This is a genomic window from Methylobacterium sp. J-026 (assembly GCF_022829585.1).
GTDB lineage: Bacteria > Pseudomonadota > Alphaproteobacteria > Rhizobiales > Beijerinckiaceae > Methylobacterium.
The window spans coordinates 1-16,923 of the sequence record NZ_JAKSYC010000092.1; the positions used below are offsets into that span (position 1 = coordinate 1).

Here is a 16,923-nt window from a genome sequence, read left to right on the forward strand (position 1 = left end):
ATCGCCTTGGCCAGGGCGGAGCGCTGCTCGGCGTAGCTCGGGGCGACCATGGGGTAATCGGCCGGCAGGCCGTAGCGGTCGCGGTAGCCGCGCGGGTCGAGCCCGTGGCTGGTCAGGTGGCGCTTGAGCGTCTTGTAGGTCCTACCGTCGAGGAAGCTGACGATCCCGTCGGACCGGACCGACTTGCGGATCTGGGCCGCGTTGGGCCGGTCGATCTTGATCTCGGAGGCGACTGCAACGGTGGCGCCACCGGAAACCAGATGAGATATCGCCCCGTGCACGCTGTGGATCAGCTTGGGAAGCTCAGCCACCGGCACCGGATTGTGCGAAATGTACGCCGCAACAATCCCGCCGGTCAGCTCGGTCAAATCTGGGGCGTATTCAAATTTTGTCTCTGTCACTTTATTCCTGCCTTGATCCTGAAATCCGCTCGAATCCGCCGAGCGTCACGCGTACATCAGGATCACGGTGGTGAAATCAAGATGATCGGAGAGACGATGTCGTCTGCGTGGACGACAATGCTTGACCTGCGGTATCCGGGCGACCGGTATCGGCACGGGTTCCGTCCGGCTCCCTGATCCTGCCGGACGGCGTGGCGTCGCGGGCGGCGCCTCGGATGATCGGCCGCTCAGGGCCGCGACGTCGCCCGGTTCCGCTCGTGACGCCAGAGCGCGACGGCCACGCGCCGCGCCTCATAGGTCCGCCGCAGCGATGTCCCGAGGCCGCCCTGACCCTCCGGAGCGTAGCCGTAGTGCAGCACCCCGTCCGGCCCGTAGTTCCGGCGCATCTCGGCGCGCCAGAGACTATCCGCCGCCGCGAGAGCCGACTCGGTCAGGGCGAGGCGGGCGGGGTCGCGCAGGGGTGATGGTTCGGCGTTCATCCGCGTCAACGCGTCAATCGGACATAGGGTCCGTCCCAACGCCCCCCCGCCGCCGGACGGACGATGGGAAGCGTCCTCCTGATGCCGTCGTCGTCCTTACGCCGCACGCACGGTGGCGAGGAAGCGCTCGACCTCGGCCGCGAGGTGCTCGGACTGGCGCGACAGTTCCGAGGCCGCCCCGAGCACCTGGCTGGCCGCCGCCCCGGTCTCCTCGGCCGCCCCCGCCACACCCGCGATGTTGCTGGTGACCTCGCCGGTCCCCATCGCGGCCTGGCCGACGTTGCGGACGATCTCCTGCGTCGCGGCACCCTGCTCCTCGACGGCGGCCGCGATCGAGGAGGCCACGGTGCTGATCTCGCGGATCCGCCCGGTGATGCCGCCGATCGATGTGACGGCCTGGCCGGTCGAGGCCTGGATTAGGGTGATCTGCGCCGAGATCTCGCTCGTCGCCTTCGCGGTCTGCTCGGCCAGTGCCTTCACCTCGGCGGCGACCACCGCGAACCCCTTGCCCGCCTCGCCGGCCCGCGCCGCTTCGATGGTCGCGTTGAGCGCCAGAAGATTGGTCTGCCCGGCGATGGTCGAGATCAGCCCGACCACGTCGCCGATGCGCGCGACCGCGGCGCTCAGCTCCTGCACCAGGGCGCCGGTGTGATCCGCCTCGCGCACGGCACGCTGCGCCAGTTCGGCGGAGCCCGCGACCTGCCGGCTGATCTCCTGCACCGACGAGCCCAGCTCCTCGGCGGCCGCGGCCACGGTGTTGACGTTGGAGGCGGCCTCCTCGGCCGCCGCCGCGACCGTCGTCGACTGGCTGGCGGTCTCGGTCGCCGTGGCCGTCATCGTCTGGGCGGTGGCCTGCAGCTCGGTCGAGGACGACGACACCATGCCGATGATACCGCCGACCGCCTGCTCGAAGCCGTCGGCCATCTGGCGCATCCCGGCCTTGCGCTGCGCTTCGGCGTCGAGGCGGGCCTGTGCGGTCTCAGCCTCCAGCGCCGTCATGCGGATCAGGCCCTCCTTGAACACCTGGACGGCGTCCGCGATCGCGCCGATCTCGGTCTTCTGGCCCCGATGCGGGATCTCGACCGCCAGATCGCCGGCGATCAGCGCCTGCATCGGCCGCACCACGGAGGCGATGCCCCGCGTCACGCCGCGGACGATCACGAGTGCGGCGATGGCGGACAGGGCGAGGCCGAGGATCATGGCGGCCAGACCCCAGGCCCGCGTGGTCTCGAACGTGGCCTTGCTTTGGTTCTGCGCCTGCGCAGCCCCCTCGTTGTTCATGAGCGCCAGCCTGTCGAGGGCGACCGAAGCCGCGCGACGCGGGACGATGCCCCGGGTCTCGTAGAGGGCGAACGCCTCGGCCTTCTGCCCCTTGCGCGACAGGTCGAGAACCGCGTCGCGAATGGTCTCGAAGCCGCGGTACTGCTGTGCGAATGTCTCGTAGACCGCGCGCTCTTCGGGCGAGCTGATCAACGTCTCATAGAGGGCTCTCTTCTCGCGCAGCTGCTGCCCGAAGCGCCCGAAATCCTTCTCGATCCCCGCGAGCAGCGTCGGATCCGTCGCCTGGGTGTGGCGGAGCATCAGGGCGGAGCTGCGCGCGGTCAACGTGTCGATCTCGCCGAGCACGCGAATGCTCGGCAGCCAGTTCGTCTCGACCTCGACGATCTGGTCACGCATCGTCTGCATGCCGGTGAGCCCCAACAGGCCGACCCCGACGAGAAGCAGGGACAGGATGGAGAAGGCCAGGATCAGCGTGTTGCGGATCGACAGGGGGTGAAGCGACACGGCGTACCTCGATCGGCAGCCATCGAGCCGGGAATGCCTGAAGCTACCGGGGTCAAACCTGATCCGGAAAGGTTAATATGGCTCAAAACTTCGATGCAGACGCGGATATATAAATCGGTTTCGCGCGTAGCCCGGTTTGCGACCGTCTCCCGCCCGGGCGCCCGATGCCAAGCCGGCGCAGCCCGGATCACGGCCGCCCAGGCCGCGCGGTTACGCGGGCCTGGTCGCGGGCATCACACTGCCGCCGCGTTCGACGCGCTTCCTGTCACCGATGGCGGTGGCGGGCCGCCGTATTCATGTCGCCGCGGAGTGCCTCGCCTTGCTCAATACCGGATTGGCCGTCCTGACCGTCGTCGCCGTACTGGCGGTTCGTGCGGTCCTGAAGCTGCTGCTCCTGCCGTTCCGGATCCTGCGCGGCCTGTTCCGGCGCGGCGCCCGGCCGGCCCGGGCGACGGCGCACTGAAGGGACTTTTGCCACGGGCTGTCGGACCCCGTCGTGTATCGGCGCGCCCCCGGGGCGGATCTGGCCGGGGTCGCGTGGGGAGCGGCCCGGGATGCCCCGAGCCGCGCGACCTCACCCTTTGAGCTGCCTGTTGCACGCCGAGTAGTAGCCACCGCCCTTCTGGATCCACTTGGCATCGCCCAGCGTGCCCGCGGCCTTGGCCGCGTTGTAGCTGTCCAGGCAGGTGTGCATCCGGGCCTTGCCGGCCGACTCCTTGGCGTATTTGGGGTCGATCGCGCGGGGATAGGCCGCCGATCCGAGGGACGGCGGCGGAGCGCCCGCGCTCGATGACGGCGCCGGAGCCGCGGTCTTCGTGGGGGCCGGCGCGACCGGATTCGGTACGGAGGTGCTGGCGGCATCCGGGGCCGTTCCGCACGCGGCCTTGCGGAAGTCGTTCCACGTCTGCCCGTTGAGCGTGCCGGCCTTCTTGGCCGCTTGATACTTCACCGAGCAGTCCTTGGCGGTGAGCGCAGCCGCGGGAGTGGCGGCGGCCCCGAGGGCCAGGACGGTGATCAGCAGGATGGGCCGGATCATGATTGGGGCTCCAGAGCGATGCGTGAAGCTGCGGGGCACGGCTCAGCCATCCAGGCCCAGACCGTGGATCAACGTGCGGATCGGGTTGAATCCTTCGACAGACCTGGCGGGTCGAGCATGTGCTGCCATCCGCCGGTCTTTGGCAGTATTGGCAGGAAGTCTTTGCGTCAAAGCGACTTGGTAGACTTTGAATCGGCGCTGCGCGATCCTGCGCCGCCGCGTCGCTTCGATGCCCGACAGCCGCCCCGGGGTCGCCGGATCGCTCAAGGCCGCGCGGCGCGACGCGAGGGACGCGGTTCCAGGCGACGCTATCTCCGCCGCCTGGGCCACGGGAACGACCGCGTTGGACAAGGCGCTGAGGGCGTCCGCACGGGCCGGCGGGCTGGTCCACGCGACCGATCGCACGGGCGCCTCCGCCCGCGAGACCGACGCCTGCACGCCCCGCGGAAGGTCCTCGTAATTACCCGGATGGAGGATGTGCGCCGCGGCCACGAGACCAAAAGCAGCAACTCCAGCAATCGCCAGCGTGGACCTATAGTGTTCCATCGCCGAGGAACGAACGGCTGAGCTTATGGTTCCAGTTTGAACACTGCTACAGGCCAACACTTGCCGGGGATGCAGGGCGGCCGCCACGCCGACCGCCCGGACGGCGCGGCCGGTCGGCCGACGCGCCCTGGGTTCACCGGGCTTCGCGCGCCCTTGCGGTCAGGCCGAGGTCGCGATTGCCAGGGCTCGGTCCAGGACACGCTGACGGTGCAGGGCGGTCCCGGGAGGAGGGCGGTCGCCCTGCGATCGGGCCCGGTCCTAGCAGCCGATGCAGATGTCGCGCACGACATGCGTGTGGCGCCGGCCGGTCCGTTGGTTCGGCAGTCGGCCTTCGGCCTCCGCGAACCCACTTCCGGGCCCCCGGAACCGCCTGCGGCCGGGCCCCGCCGTCGGCGCCTGCGCGTCCATCGATGGCGGTCGCGCACCGCCGGAGGGCGGCTCGGGAACGGGCGCCGGCGGGGCATTCGCCATCCCGGATTCGGGCGGATCCACCGCCATGCCGAGAACGGGCGGTGCCGTGGCCATGCCCTGCGCCAGGCCGGGCTGCGGCGCCGGGAGCAGGCATGCCAGAACGGACCAGCACACGGCCCGACGCGCTGCGGGCGGCCGGCTCGTACCGCGCCGCTCCGGAGTGAGGATCGGTCTCATGGACGCGATGTCGACCGCCCGCGTTGCTGACGGATGTCGGGCGGCCCGGCGCGGCCGGCAGGCCGCCTCCGGTCTCCGCCCGCGGAGCCCCTCGCATTACCGTCCCGGGCGACCGTAACCGCCCGTGTCGGCCTCATGGTGCCCGACAGCGCGGTCCGCCGCAGCCCTTGCCCTGCGCCGGAGGGCCGCTCAGCGGGAGCAGGGTCGCGTCAATGAAAGCCCTGGGTCAGGCTCTCGAAGGACAGGGCAGTCACCGTGACCATGAAGGGGCAGTCCGTTTCGGGCGGACCGGCCTCGCGCAGGGGGCGGGCCGAGACACCGGCCTGGGGCCCACGGGTCCGGCGCACCAAGCGCTGAACCGCGAGACCGAGCGTGTCCTCATAGGTCGCCCCGCCCGCATCACCTGCGGGCGCATCGGCACACAGCTTGGCGAACGCGGCGCGGACATCGAGATCGAGATCGAGATCGGGCATGGGCTTACCCCTCAGACGGACAGAGGGGCAGGGGACCGCGAAGTGGTTAACGAAAGGTTACGGCGCGGCGCGGGAACCCCGATGCAGGCACGCGTCCGCGCTTGCCGGCGGGCGCTACTTGCTCGGCCGTCTGAGCCAGTAAGGCCCGTAGGCGAGGCAGACGGCCTGGGCGAGGTAAGCGCCCTGAAAGACGCTGTTCATCTCGAAGCAGCGCCGGAGCACCTTCAAGAAGGGCCGGGCATGGACCGCACCCTCGATCCCGACCGCGACGGCGAGGATGATCGCGATGGCGGCGACACTGAACCAGTTCAGCCAGCGTCCGGCGACCAGGCCGATGGCCGCGATCAAGACGAAAACCATATCCCCCCCCTTCGCCGGTTCTAATTTGTTGCCAGCTTGTTACTTACGCAGTCAAAATGAGGCGGGAAAGAGGCCCGTGAGCCGTGCGAAGGTCGTGCGCGCCATCGCGTCCGGGTTCGACGACCGGGGGTTCAACTCAGCACCAGCAGAAATACCAGATACGAGAGCGATGTCGCCAGCAGCGAACTCAGCAAGATCGCACTGACGCGAACGGAAAGCGCAGTCGCAGGGGTCAATGCTTCGTACCAACGACGCAGGCCGCCCAAGAGAACAGAACGACGGTGATATTTCCGGGGATCTTCGACGAACATTGCAAAACAGGGACCGAGATTTTGAGCGGGGCGGTCTGCTCGGTTCGACAGCCGTGCCTCAATCGAGGTCAGAACCTGACGCTTCGATGAATGCGACAATCGTCACATCAGAACGCGACCGATCTCGGAGGGCCCGCCGCCCCCGGATCGGCCGGCGGGCCGCCACCGCGCCGTCGTGGGTCCGCGAAGCTCAATCGCCGTGCCTGTGCAGGACGTCCTTCAGCGCCGCGGCGAGCCGGCCTTCGAAGAGAAGCGCCGATCCGTAGTGGGACTCGGGGTCGAACGCACGCTTGGCATTCATCACCGACGACGCACTCTGCAGCGCGATCAGGCGGCCCGCTGCATCGAACAGGCCCGACCCGGATCCCCCGTAGCCGTCGTTGCAATCGTGGCGGGCCCGGCGGATGTCGTCCTCGCTCGGCGGATCGATCCGCCGGATGGTGCAACCTTCGAGGCTGCTCGGGCCTCGATAATTCTCGTGTCCGGCCGGCGACACCATGGTCACGCGCACGGACACGTCCCCGGTCGGCAGGCCGGACGGTTCCGGCAGGGGCTGCGGCACGGCGTCCGCCGGACTGGCCAGCCGCAGGATGGCCCAATCGTCCGTGATGTGCAGGGCACGGGAATCCGGGGCGGTCCCGAGCAGGAGGCTGTCGGGGGCGAAGGCGTAGTTGCGCCCCCCGATCTGGAAATAGCATTCCGAGACCGCCCGCGTCGGCTCGAGGCGCCGGTCGCGGAAGTTGTGGGCGTTGAGGACGACCACGGATGGATCGGCCACCAGCCACGCGGCCGCGGCTTTCTGGGGAACCCCGTCCGGTCGGCGGCACCAGAGTACGCCTGCGCCCCTGTAGCGGTCGAGATCGGCGCCGGTCAGGTCCCGCCGGCCATCCTGCGGATAGAGCGCCGCCCAGCGGGCGTCGGCGAGGGCCGACGGCGCGAGGCCAAGCGCCAAGGCGAGGGGGATCGGAAGGTGCCGGATGCCCCGCAGCCACGCTCGCACGCGTCCCATCCCGCCCCCATCCCGCCCCCATCCCGGTCACGGCTCGCGGACACCGTGTTTCGACGCGCCCCCTGCCGCCGAACCGGCGTCCATTTCGGCGGGGAGCGCCCTCGCTGATGTCCACCATGAGTGAGCGCCGCGGGTCGCCCCGTCAAGCACAGCGCGCAGGTTCCACACGATCCATGGCCGATTGCCGAAACGTCCCGCAAACAAATAACCGACATCCCGGAGACATACCGCAAAAAATTTCTGTAAAACCGGTGAGCGATGCCGGTCGTAATAAGCCTTTTTTAAGAAGCTTTGAATGTCAAGCTCTTGCATCAGGCGAACGCTCATCGGGATAGACTTGGCGTTTATCTCGCGTCGCACAATCACCTGCCGCGAGGCCAGAAGGCGCGGCGGCCCGGCGAGGAGATGCACAATGAGATTGGGAAGGTTTTCACGATCGGCGTCGATCCTGGCGATGGTCGCGGTTGCGCCGATCGGCCTGGCGGGCATCGCCACCGCCGATGACAAGCTCGGCGACCTGTCGAAGAGCGACGAAAACTGGGTGATGCCCGGCAAGAACTACGACTCGAACAACTTCAGCGATCTGAAGCAGGTCAATAAAACCAACGTCAAGCAGTTGAAGCCGGCCTGGACGTTCTCCACCGGCCTGCTCAACGGCCACGAGGGCGCGCCGCTGGTGGTGGACGGCAAGATGTATGTCCACACCGCGTTCCCGAACTACACCTTCGCCCTCGACCTCGACGATCCGGGCCATATCCTCTGGCAGGACAAGCCGAAGCAGAACCCGGCCGCGCGCTCGGTCGCCTGCTGCGACCTCGTCAACCGCGGGCTCGCCTATTGGCCCGGCGACGGCAAGACGCCGCCGCTGATCCTGAAGACACAGCTCGACGGCCATGTCGCGGCGCTCAACGCCCAGACCGGCGAGACGGTGTGGAAGATCGAGAATTCCGACATCAAGGTCGGCTCGACGCTCACCATCGCCCCCTACGTGGTGAAGGACAAGGTGATCGTCGGCTCTTCGGGCGCCGAGCTCGGCGTGCGCGGCTACCTCACGGCCTACGACGTGAAGACCGGCGCCCAGGTCTGGCGCGCCTACGCCACGGGGCCGGACCAGGACCTGCTGCTCGCCGACGACTTCAACATCCGGAACGCCCATTACGGCCAGAAGGGCCTCGGCACGGCGACCTGGGAGGGCGACGCCTGGAAGATCGGCGGCGGCACCAACTGGGGCTGGTACGCCTACGACCCGGGCACGAACATGATCTACTTCGGCACCGGCAACCCGGCACCGTGGAACGAGACCATGCGGCCGGGCGACAACAAGTGGACCATGACGATCTTCGGCCGCGACGCCGATACCGGTGAGGCCCATTTCGGCTACCAGAAGACGCCCCACGACGAGTGGGACTATGCCGGCGTCAACGTGATGATGCTGTCCGAGCAGAAGGACAAGGACGGGAAGCTGCGCAAGCTCCTCACCCATCCGGACCGCAACGGCATCGTCTACACCCTCGACCGGACCGACGGCTCCCTGGTCTCGGCCAACAAGATCGACGACACGGTCAACGTGTTCAAGTCGGTGGACCTGAAGTCCGGCACCCCGGTCCGCGATCCGGAATACGGCACCCGGATGGATCACCTCGCCAAGGACATCTGCCCCTCGGCGATGGGCTACCACAACCAGGGCCACGATTCGTACGATCCGAAGCGTCAGGCCTTCTTCATGGGCATCAACCACATCTGCATGGATTGGGAGCCGTTCATGCTGCCCTACCGGGCGGGCCAGTTCTTCGTCGGCGCGACGCTGAACATGTATCCGGGCCCGAAGGGGGACCGGCAGAACTACGAGGGCCTCGGCCAGATCAAGAGCTACAACGCCATCACCGGCAAGTTCAACTGGGAGAAGATGGAGCGCTTCGCGGTCTGGGGCGGCACCACCGCCACCGCCGGCGACCTCGTGCTCTACGGAACCCTCGACGGGTTCATCAAGGCGCGGGACTCCGACACCGGCGACCTGCTGTGGAAGTTCAAGCTTCCCTCCGGGGCGATCGGGTATCCGATCACCTATACCCACAAGGGCACGCAGTACGTCGCGATCAATTACGGCGTGGGCGGCTGGCCGGGCGTGGGTCTGGTGTTCGACCTTCAGGATCCGACCGCCGGCCTCGGCGCGGTCGGCGCCTTCAAGAAGCTCGCCAACTACACCCAGATGGGCGGCGGCGTGATCGTGTTCTCGCTGGACGGCAAGGGTCCCTACGACGACCCGAACGTCGGCGAGTACCAGCAGGCTGCGAAGTAAGCCGCGACGCAGGACTTCGCCGGCCTCCGGGCCGGCGAAGTCTCCGGGGTGACGCCGACAACCCGCGGACACGCCCTGTCCGGGCCGGTGCGCCGACAATCAGAACAGCATCAGGGACAGACGCGCATGCCGCTCCTCGGCGGATCCCTTCGTGCGGCGACCTGCGCCGCAGCCCTCCTCGCCCTGCTGCCCCTGGGCGCGCAGCCCCGCGCCCAGGACTCGGAGGCACAGGCCATCCAGTCCGACGGCGCGACGGCGTCCGCGGCGCCGGCGGCCGATCCCGCGACCCTGAGGATCTGCGCCTCCGACAGGCAGCCCCCCCTGTCGCTGCGGGACGGCTCCGGCCTGGAGAACCGGATCGCCGCGGCGGTCGCCGAGGCGATGGGCCGGAAGCCGGTCTTCGTCTGGCTCAGCAAACCCGCGATCTACCTCGTCCGCGACGGGCTGGAGAAGGGCCTCTGCGACGTGGTCGTCGGCCTCGACAGCGACGATCCCCGGGTGCTTGCCACCCGGCCGTATTATCGCAGCGGCTACGTCTTCATCACCCGCGCCGACAGGGGCCTCGACGTGACGTCCTGGTCCGATCCGCGCCTGAAGACCGTCGACCACATGGTCGTGCCGTTCGGGTCGCCCGCCGAGGCGATGCTCAAGGATATCGGCCGCTACGAGGAGGACATGGCCTACCTCTACGGGCTGGTGGGCTTCCGCGCGCCGCGCAACCAGTACACCCAGATCGACCCCGCCCGCCTCGTCAGCGAGGTCGCCACCGACAGGGCTGCCGTGGGCGTCGCCTTCGCCCCGGACGTCGCCCGCTACGTCAGGGAATCGACCGTGCCGCTGCGCATGACGCCGGTTCCGAACGAAACGGTCGGCAGCGACGGTCGCAGGATGCCCCAGGATTTCGATCAGTCCATGGGCGTGCGCAGGGACGATACGGCCCTCAAGGGCGCCCTCGACGCCGCCATCGCCAAGGCCAAGCCGCAGATCGACGCCGTCCTGAAGCAGGACGGCGTCCCGGTCATCACCACCCCGTGAGCCTTCCGCTCCGCACCGAACTCTCAGGACAATGCGAAGCCCGCGTATGACCCGATCGAAGCGTATCATGACCGTGACGGCCGTCCTCGGCCTCGGCTCGGCGGCCGTCGCGGGGGCGGTGCTGGCCCAGCCGCAGGCGGGCCCCCAGGGCGGCATCGTCTTCCGCAACACCATCACCGGCGAGGCGCTGGATCTCGAGGACGGCAAGCCCGGCGGCCGCGACACCCCGGCGGTCAAGACCTTCTTCCAGACGGGGAAGAACATCTACATCGACGACAAGTCGTGCCTCCGCAACGGCGAGAGCCTGTTCCTGACCTCCTGCTCGGGCTGCCACGGGCATCTCGCGGAGGGCAAGGTCGGCCCCGGCCTCAACGACAATTACTGGACCTATCCGGCCAACACCGAGGATACCGGCCTGTTCTCCACCCTCTGGGGGGGCGCCAACGGCATGATGGGTCCGCACAACGAGGACCTGAATCCGGACGAGATGCTGCAGGTCATCGCGTGGATCCGGCACCTCTATACCGGCCCGGTGAAGGATGCCGCCTGGCTGAGCGAGGACCAGAAGAAGGCCTACACGCCGTTCAAGGAAGGCGAGACCTTCGCCAAGGACACCGCCGGCCAGTGCAAGCCACTGCCGGAATAGGGGTCCGCGCGGAGCGACGTCCCGGCAGGGGACGAGCGAACGGCCGTCGCGGCCGCCCTGGGGAGAGAACGAGGAGATCCGAGATGCGCAAGACGATGAATGTGGCGGTGCTGCTGGCAGGGGCGGCCTTCGCGGGCCCGGCCCTCGCCTATGACGGGCAGCATTGCAAGGCGCCCGGCAATTGCTGGGAGCCCAAACCCGGCTTCCCGGAGAAGGTCGCCGGCTCGAAATACGATCCGAAGCACGACCCCAAAGAGGTCTCGAAGCAGGCGGAGTCCATCAAGCAGATGGAGGAACGCAACAGGAAGCGCGTCGAGAACGCCAAGAAGACCGGCAAATTCGAATACGACGTCTCCAAGATCTCTGCGAATTGAGCGGGGCGGGAGGCCGGGGCGGCGCCCCGACCTCCCCAACCTCGGACCCTGAACCACAATCGCGCGCGCAGCGAAGCGGCCCGGGGCAGCGGGACGTCTCCGGCGCTGGCGCATCCCTGGATCGCGTCGCGCCATGACGGCCGCGCGGTTCGTCATGCCTTCGTCCCGAGCCCCGAGTTCCCGATGAACCCACCGCGCCCCGGCGACGCGATGCTGACCGACTGGCGCGCGGCGGCGTTCCGGTTCGAGGCCGAGATCGCCAGGGCGGTGGTCGGCCAGGCCCGCGCCATCCGCCTCGTGACCATCGCGATCTTCGCCCGCGGCCACGTCATTCTGGAGGGCGATGTCGGCGTCGGCAAGACGACCCTGCTGCGGGCGGTCGCCCGGGCGCTCGGCGGCGCCTACGAGCGCGTCGAGGGCACGGTCGACCTGATGCCGACCGACCTGATCTACCACACCTTCCTCGGGCCCGACGGCCGGCCCCGGGTCGAGCCCGGGCCGGTGCTGCGCCAGGCCGAGGACCTGTCGGTCTTCTTCTTCAACGAGATCAACCGCGCCCGGCCGCAGGTCCACGCCCTGCTCCTGCGCCTCATGGCCGAGCGGACCGTGACCGCCTTCGCGCGGGACTGGCACTTCCCCAACCTCCTGGTCTTCGCCGACCGCAACCGGGTGGAGCGCGAGGAGACCTTCGAGCTGCCCGCCGCCGCCCGCGACCGGTTCCTAATGGAGATCGGCCTGGAGACGCCCCGCGACGCCGAGACCCGGAGGGCCCTGGCCTTCGACCCGCGCTTCCACGACACGGATGGGCTGATCGCCGGGGTGGCGCCGGCGGTGCTCGACCAGGGGCGCATCGCCGGCATCGCCGCGGCGATCCAGCACGCCGTCGCGGCGGCCCCCGCGATCGAATCCTACGTCGTCGCCCTGTGGGACGCGCTCCTGCGCCCGGCCGAGGCCGGCATCCGCCTCCCCGGCCTCGCCCCGGATGGGCTCGATATGGACGGGCTCGACATGGCGGGTCTCGTGCAGGGGGGCGCCTCGCCCCGCGGCCTCGCCTTCCTGGTCCGCGCCGCCCGCGTCCGCGCCTGGCTGGAGGGCCGGAGCTGGCTCGTGCCGGAGGACATCCGGGCGGTGTTCCCGGAGGTGATGGCGCACCGGATCTTCCTCGAACCGGTCCACGAGCTGCGCCGGAGCGCGATCGTCCCCGCCCTGTGCCGGGCGGTCTTCGACACGGTGCCGGCCCCATGAGCGGATCCCCGAGCGGGCCGCCCCCGGCCGAGATCATCTACCTGCCGCGCTGGCGGCCGCGGGGCAGCTGCGCCGGGGTGCATCGCGGGCGGGATGCCGGGGGCCCCGGCAGCTTCCGCGATCAGGTGCCCTTCCTCAGCCTGCCCGACGCCCGGCGGATCGACCTGCGCGCCACCCTGCGCGACCCGTTCGAGGGGGTGCATGTGCGCCGCTTCGAGACCCGCGTGCCGGTGGAGGTCTACGCCGTCGTCGACCTCTCGGGATCGATGCGCTACCGGGGCGCCGCCGACCGCATGGCGCTCGCGGCCGAACTCTGCGCCGGCCTCGCCGGCTCAGCGTGTTCCGCGAAGGCCGTCAGGTCGGCACCTATGCCCGCGCGGGCCTGTCCCCGGAGGTGCTGGTGCGCGCCGCCACCGGCAACATGCAGGAGCTGGCGGCATGAGCGTCCTCAGGGCCATCTTTCGGATCCGCGAGGTCCTGCTCGTCCTCGCCATCGCGGGTCTCCTGGCGATCGTCTCGGCGGCGCGGCCGGCCTTCGCCAGCCCCGGCAATCTCGCCGCGATCTTCACCGACACCGCGATCCTGGTCATGCTGGCCCTCGGGCAGGCGGCCGTGATCATGACGCGCTCGGTCGATCTGTCGGTCGCGGCGAATCTGGCGTTCACCGGCATGGCTGCCGCCATGCTGAACGCGGCCCATCCCGGCCTGCCGATCGGCGTCGTCGTCGGCGCCTGCCTCGCGATCGGGCTCGCGCTGGGGGCGGTGAACGGGCTTCTCGTCTGGCTCCTGAAGCTGCCGCCGATCGTGGTGACCCTCGGCACGCTCAGCATCTATCGCGGCCTCGCCTTCGTCCTGTCGGGGGGCGCCTGGATCAACACGTTTCAGATGTCGGAACGCTTCCTCGCGTTTCCGAGAACGGAACTGGTCGGTCTGCCGGTTCTGGCATGGCTGGCGATCGCCACGATCGCCGGCGCCTCCATCCTGTTCGGCTGGACGGCCTTCGGACGCGCGCTCTACGCGACCGGCGGCAATCCGACCGCCGCCACCTATGCGGGCATCGACACCGGGCGCACGACCTGCCTGGCCTTCTGCCTCTCGGGCATGCTGGCGGGCCTCTGCGGCTATCTCTGGGTCTCGCGCTTCGCCGTCGCCTATGTGGACGTCGCCGCGGGTTTCGAACTCGACGTGATCGCGGCCTGCGTCATCGGCGGCGTCTCGATCGCCGGCGGCATCGGGTCGGTCGGCGGCGCGGTCCTGGGCGCCCTGTTCCTCGGCATCCTCAAGAACGCGCTGCCCGTGCTCGGCGTCTCGCCGTTCTGGCAGATGGCCATATCGGGCGTGATCATCATCGCCGCCGTCATCCTGAACACCCGGACCGAGCGCAGCCGCGGCCGCGTGATCCTCAAGCGGATCGATCGCCTGGAAGGGGTTCGGGCATGAGCATCGCCGATCTCTCGCCCGTCCGGGCCGACCCGCCGGCCGCGCCGGCTTTCTGCCGCCTGCCGGACCGGGGCCGGTCACGGCTCGCCGAACGCGCGACCAGCTGGGACGCGTTGCTCTTCGTCCTGTTCGTCGCGATCTTCTGCGCCAACGCGCTGGCGTCGCCCTACTTCCTCGATATCTGGAACATCTCCGACGCGACGTTCAATGTCACCGAAAAAGCCATCGTCGCCCTGGCGCTGGCCTTCGTCATCCTCTGCGGCGAGATCGATATCTCGGTGGCCGGCACCATCGCGCTCGCCTCGACCGTCATGGGCTGGCTCGCCGGCACGGGCGCCTCCATGCCGGCGGTGGCGCTCGCCGGCCTCGGCACCGGGCTCCTCTGCGGGATCGTCAACGGCGCGCTGGTGACCGCACTCGGCCTGCCCTCGATCGTGGCCACGATCGGGACGATGAGCCTGTTCCGCGGCCTCGCCTACGCGATCCTGGGCGACGGCGCCTTCACCGCCTATCCCGCCGGCTTCGCGTTCTTCGGCCAGGGCTATGTCTGGGAATGGCTCTCCTTCGAGTTCGCCACGTTCCTCGTCCTGGCGATCGCCGCCGGTCTCGTGCTCCATCGGACCGCGCTCGGGCGGAGCGTCCGGGCGATCGGCTACAATCCGGCGGCGGCGCGCTTTTCCGGCCTCCGGGTCGCGCGCATCACGTTCCTCGCCTTCGTCGTGACCGGGTTGGCCGCGGGGCTCGCCGCCGTGATGCTGACGAGCCGGCTGGGCTCGACGCGACCCTCCATCGCGCTCGGCTGGGAACTCGACATCGTCACCATGGTGGTTCTGGGCGGCGTGTCGATCACCGGCGGCTCCGGCTCGATCGTCGGCGTCGTCCTGGCGGCCTTCGTCATGGGGCTCATCACCTTCGGCCTCGGCCTCCTCAACGTGCCCGGCATCATCATGTCGATCGTCATCGGCCTGCTCCTCATCGGCGTGATCGCGCTGCCCGTCATCGTCGGGGGCATCGGGCGGCGCGTGTCCGCGGGCCGGCCATGACCCCCGCGCTCGCGACTCCCGCGCTGGAGAAGATCGCCTTTCGCATGACCCTGAAGCCGGGGGCGGAGGCCGCCTACCGCGCCCGGCACGATGCGATCTGGCCGGACCTCGTCGCCCTGCTGCGCCAGGCGGGCGTGCGCGACTATTCGATTCATCTCGACGCCGAGACGAACCACCTCTTCGCGGTTCTCTGGCGGCCCGTGGACCACGGCATGGACGCGCTGCCCACGGCGGCGATCATGCGGCGCTGGTGGGACGCGATGGCCGACCTGATGGCGGTCGGGCCCGGCAACGCGCCGGTGGCGGTGCCGCTCGAAACCCTGTTCCATCTGGCATGAGCGCGCATCCTCCGCGCTTCGTTGCCGTGATCGACGTCGGCAAGACCAACGCCAAGCTCGCGCTGCACGATCTCGCGGCCGGCCAGGACATCTTCGTCGCGACCACGCCGAACACGGTTCTGCGCGACGGGCCCTATCCCCATGCCGACACGGAGCGGCTGTGGCGCTTCCTGCTGGCCGCGCTCGCCGAGTGCGCGCGCGCCCATGCGATCGACGCGATCTCGATCACGACCCATGGCGCCTGCGTCGCCCTGGTCGATGACGACGGTCTGGTCCTGCCGATCCTCGACTACGAAAGCGCCGCGCCCGAAAGCCTGCGGGCCGACTACGACCGCCTCCGGCCGCCGTTTTCGCAGACCTGTTCGCCCCGGCTGCCCAACGGGCTGAATGTCGGCGCGCAGCTCTACTGGCAGGAACAGACGTTCCCGCAGGCCTTCGCGCGCGCACGCCGGATCCTGTTCTATCCGCAATACTGGGCCTGGCGGCTGACCGGCGTCGCCGCCTGCGAGGTCACCTCGCTCGGCTGCCACACCGATCTGTGGAGGCCGGTGGAGGGCGGCGTCTCCGCCCTCGCGACGCAGCGCGGCTGGGACCGGCTGCTGGCGCCGATGCGCAGCGCCTTCGACGTCCTGGGTCCGCTGAAGCCCGCATGGGCCGATGCGATCGGGATGAGCGGGCGCAAGATCCCGGTCCATTGCGGGATCCACGATTCCAACGCCTCGCTGCTGCCCTATCTGCGCGCCACGCCGGCGCCTGTCACGGTCCTCTCCACCGGGACCTGGATCATCGCCCTCGCCGTGGGCGGCGCGACGCGGCGTCTCGATCCGCGCCGCGATACCCTCGCCAATGTCGATGCGTTCGCCCGGGCCGTGCCGTCCGCCCGCTTCATGGGCGGGCGCGAGTTCGACGCGCTCACCATCACGGGCACCGTCTCTCCGACGCCGGCCGATATCGCCGCGGTGCTGGATGGCGCCGTGATGGCGCTGCCGAGCTTCGCGCCCGGAACGGGCCCCTATCCCGATGCCGCGGGCACCTGGACGCACGATCCCGCCCAGCTCACCCTCGGCCAGCGGACGGCCGCCGCCAGCCTCTATTGCGCGCTCATGACGGCGCGGATGCTGGAGATCCTCGATGCCGGGGGCGGCACGATCGTCGAGGGGCCCTTTGCCCGCAACCGCGTCTTTCTCGATGCGCTCGCGACGCTCACCGGTCGCCCGGTGACGGCCTCCACAGGCTTTGCCGGGACCACGACGGGCTGCGCACAGCTGGCGACACGACCCGGCGATTTCGGCCGGATGTCCGACGGCGCCGTTTCCACCCGCGCCGCCGCGCCCGATGCGCGGATCGCAGCCTATGCGCGGCGATGGCAGGAGCGGGCGGCGACAGGGGCATAGACCCCGTTCATCCCAGAACCCGAACGTTCCAGGCCTGACAGGTCGCTCGCCATCGGCAACC

At 69.4% G+C, this 16,923-nt stretch carries 19 protein-coding genes; 10 read left to right on the plus strand and 9 right to left on the minus strand.

Annotated features, from left to right (window positions below; translation table 11 throughout):
- The 3 genes from MKK69_RS08885 to MKK69_RS08895 all read right to left on the minus strand — a co-directional run.
- A partial coding sequence (locus tag MKK69_RS08885; protein ID WP_243967411.1) for a MucR family transcriptional regulator occupies positions 1 to 401 on the minus strand: 401 nt, incomplete at its 3' end.
- 227 nt (positions 402 to 628) lie between these two features.
- Complete coding sequence (locus tag MKK69_RS08890; protein WP_243967412.1) at positions 629 to 880, minus strand: hypothetical protein; 252 nt, start codon at positions 878 to 880, stop codon at positions 629 to 631.
- 96 nt (positions 881 to 976) lie between these two features.
- Positions 977 to 2,665 (minus strand): methyl-accepting chemotaxis protein, encoded by a 1,689-nt coding sequence (locus MKK69_RS08895; RefSeq protein WP_243967413.1) that lies wholly within the window; start codon positions 2,663 to 2,665, stop codon positions 977 to 979.
- Positions 2,666 to 2,984: 319 nt separating this feature from the next.
- On the opposite strand from MKK69_RS08895, the gene MKK69_RS08900 reads away from it, so the two are divergent.
- Positions 2,985 to 3,128, plus strand: a complete 144-nt coding sequence (locus MKK69_RS08900) for a hypothetical protein (protein ID WP_243967414.1) — start codon at positions 2,985 to 2,987, stop codon at positions 3,126 to 3,128.
- Between the two features lie 111 nt (positions 3,129 to 3,239).
- Here MKK69_RS08900 and MKK69_RS08905 read toward each other — a convergent pair whose 3' ends face one another.
- From MKK69_RS08905 to MKK69_RS08930, 6 genes are all read right to left on the minus strand, one after another.
- A complete protein-coding gene (locus tag MKK69_RS08905) occupies positions 3,240 to 3,701 on the minus strand; it encodes a hypothetical protein (RefSeq protein WP_243967415.1) in 462 nt (153 codons plus the stop codon).
- Between the two features lie 42 nt (positions 3,702 to 3,743).
- On the minus strand, positions 3,744 to 4,247 hold the full coding sequence (locus tag MKK69_RS08910) for a hypothetical protein (protein WP_243967416.1): 504 nt from the start codon (positions 4,245 to 4,247) through the stop codon (positions 3,744 to 3,746).
- 857 nt (positions 4,248 to 5,104) lie between these two features.
- Entirely contained in the window at positions 5,105 to 5,368 is a 264-nt protein-coding gene (locus MKK69_RS08915; protein WP_243967417.1) for a hypothetical protein, read from the minus strand.
- 114 nt (positions 5,369 to 5,482) lie between these two features.
- Positions 5,483 to 5,728, minus strand: coding sequence for a hypothetical protein (locus MKK69_RS08920; protein WP_243967418.1), 246 nt, complete (start codon positions 5,726 to 5,728; stop codon positions 5,483 to 5,485).
- A gap of 501 nt (positions 5,729 to 6,229) precedes the next feature.
- The gene (locus MKK69_RS08925) at positions 6,230 to 7,048 is read right to left on the minus strand and encodes a serine protease (protein ID WP_243967419.1); all 819 of its coding nucleotides are present in this window, start codon (positions 7,046 to 7,048) and stop codon (positions 6,230 to 6,232) included.
- A 27-nt stretch (positions 7,049 to 7,075) separates the two neighbouring features.
- Entirely contained in the window at positions 7,076 to 7,537 is a 462-nt protein-coding gene (locus MKK69_RS08930; RefSeq protein WP_243967446.1) for a hypothetical protein, read from the minus strand.
- Here MKK69_RS08930 and MKK69_RS08935 point away from each other — a divergent pair.
- The 9 genes from MKK69_RS08935 (at position 7,467) to MKK69_RS08975 (ending at position 16,862) form a co-directional block, all read left to right on the plus strand.
- On the plus strand, positions 7,467 to 9,347 hold the full coding sequence (locus MKK69_RS08935) for a methanol/ethanol family PQQ-dependent dehydrogenase (RefSeq protein WP_243967444.1): 1,881 nt from the start codon (positions 7,467 to 7,469) through the stop codon (positions 9,345 to 9,347). The two genes, MKK69_RS08930 and MKK69_RS08935, sit on opposite strands and share 71 nt — an antisense overlap.
- 126 nt (positions 9,348 to 9,473) lie before the next feature.
- Positions 9,474 to 10,382 carry a methanol oxidation system protein MoxJ gene (gene moxJ, locus MKK69_RS08940; RefSeq protein WP_243967420.1) on the plus strand — a complete coding sequence of 303 codons (909 nt, stop codon included), beginning with the start codon at positions 9,474 to 9,476 and terminating at the stop codon, positions 10,380 to 10,382.
- A 67-nt stretch (positions 10,383 to 10,449) separates the two neighbouring features.
- Positions 10,450 to 11,028 carry a cytochrome c(L), periplasmic gene (moxG, locus tag MKK69_RS08945; RefSeq protein WP_243967422.1) on the plus strand — a complete coding sequence of 193 codons (579 nt, stop codon included), beginning with the start codon at positions 10,450 to 10,452 and terminating at the stop codon, positions 11,026 to 11,028.
- Positions 11,029 to 11,111: 83 nt separating this feature from the next.
- Positions 11,112 to 11,402: a methanol dehydrogenase [cytochrome c] subunit gene (locus tag MKK69_RS08950; protein WP_243967424.1), complete on the plus strand. Its 291-nt coding sequence runs from the start codon at positions 11,112 to 11,114 to the stop codon at positions 11,400 to 11,402.
- A gap of 183 nt (positions 11,403 to 11,585) precedes the next feature.
- On the plus strand, positions 11,586 to 12,647 hold the full coding sequence (locus MKK69_RS08955) for an AAA family ATPase (protein ID WP_243967425.1): 1,062 nt from the start codon (positions 11,586 to 11,588) through the stop codon (positions 12,645 to 12,647).
- Positions 12,648 to 13,085: 438 nt separating this feature from the next.
- Positions 13,086 to 14,087 (plus strand): ABC transporter permease, encoded by a 1,002-nt coding sequence (locus MKK69_RS08960; protein ID WP_243967426.1) that lies wholly within the window; start codon positions 13,086 to 13,088, stop codon positions 14,085 to 14,087.
- The gene (locus tag MKK69_RS08965) at positions 14,084 to 15,130 is read left to right on the plus strand and encodes an ABC transporter permease (protein WP_243967427.1); all 1,047 of its coding nucleotides are present in this window, start codon (positions 14,084 to 14,086) and stop codon (positions 15,128 to 15,130) included. The genes MKK69_RS08960 and MKK69_RS08965 overlap by 4 nt, the downstream gene beginning before the upstream one ends.
- A complete protein-coding gene (locus MKK69_RS08970) occupies positions 15,127 to 15,468 on the plus strand; it encodes an L-rhamnose mutarotase (protein ID WP_243967428.1) in 342 nt (113 codons plus the stop codon). The genes MKK69_RS08965 and MKK69_RS08970 overlap by 4 nt, the downstream gene beginning before the upstream one ends.
- Entirely contained in the window at positions 15,465 to 16,862 is a 1,398-nt protein-coding gene (locus tag MKK69_RS08975) for an FGGY-family carbohydrate kinase (protein WP_243967429.1), read from the plus strand. Before MKK69_RS08970 ends, MKK69_RS08975 begins: the two co-directional genes overlap by 4 nt.
- Positions 16,863 to 16,923 lie beyond the last annotated feature (61 nt).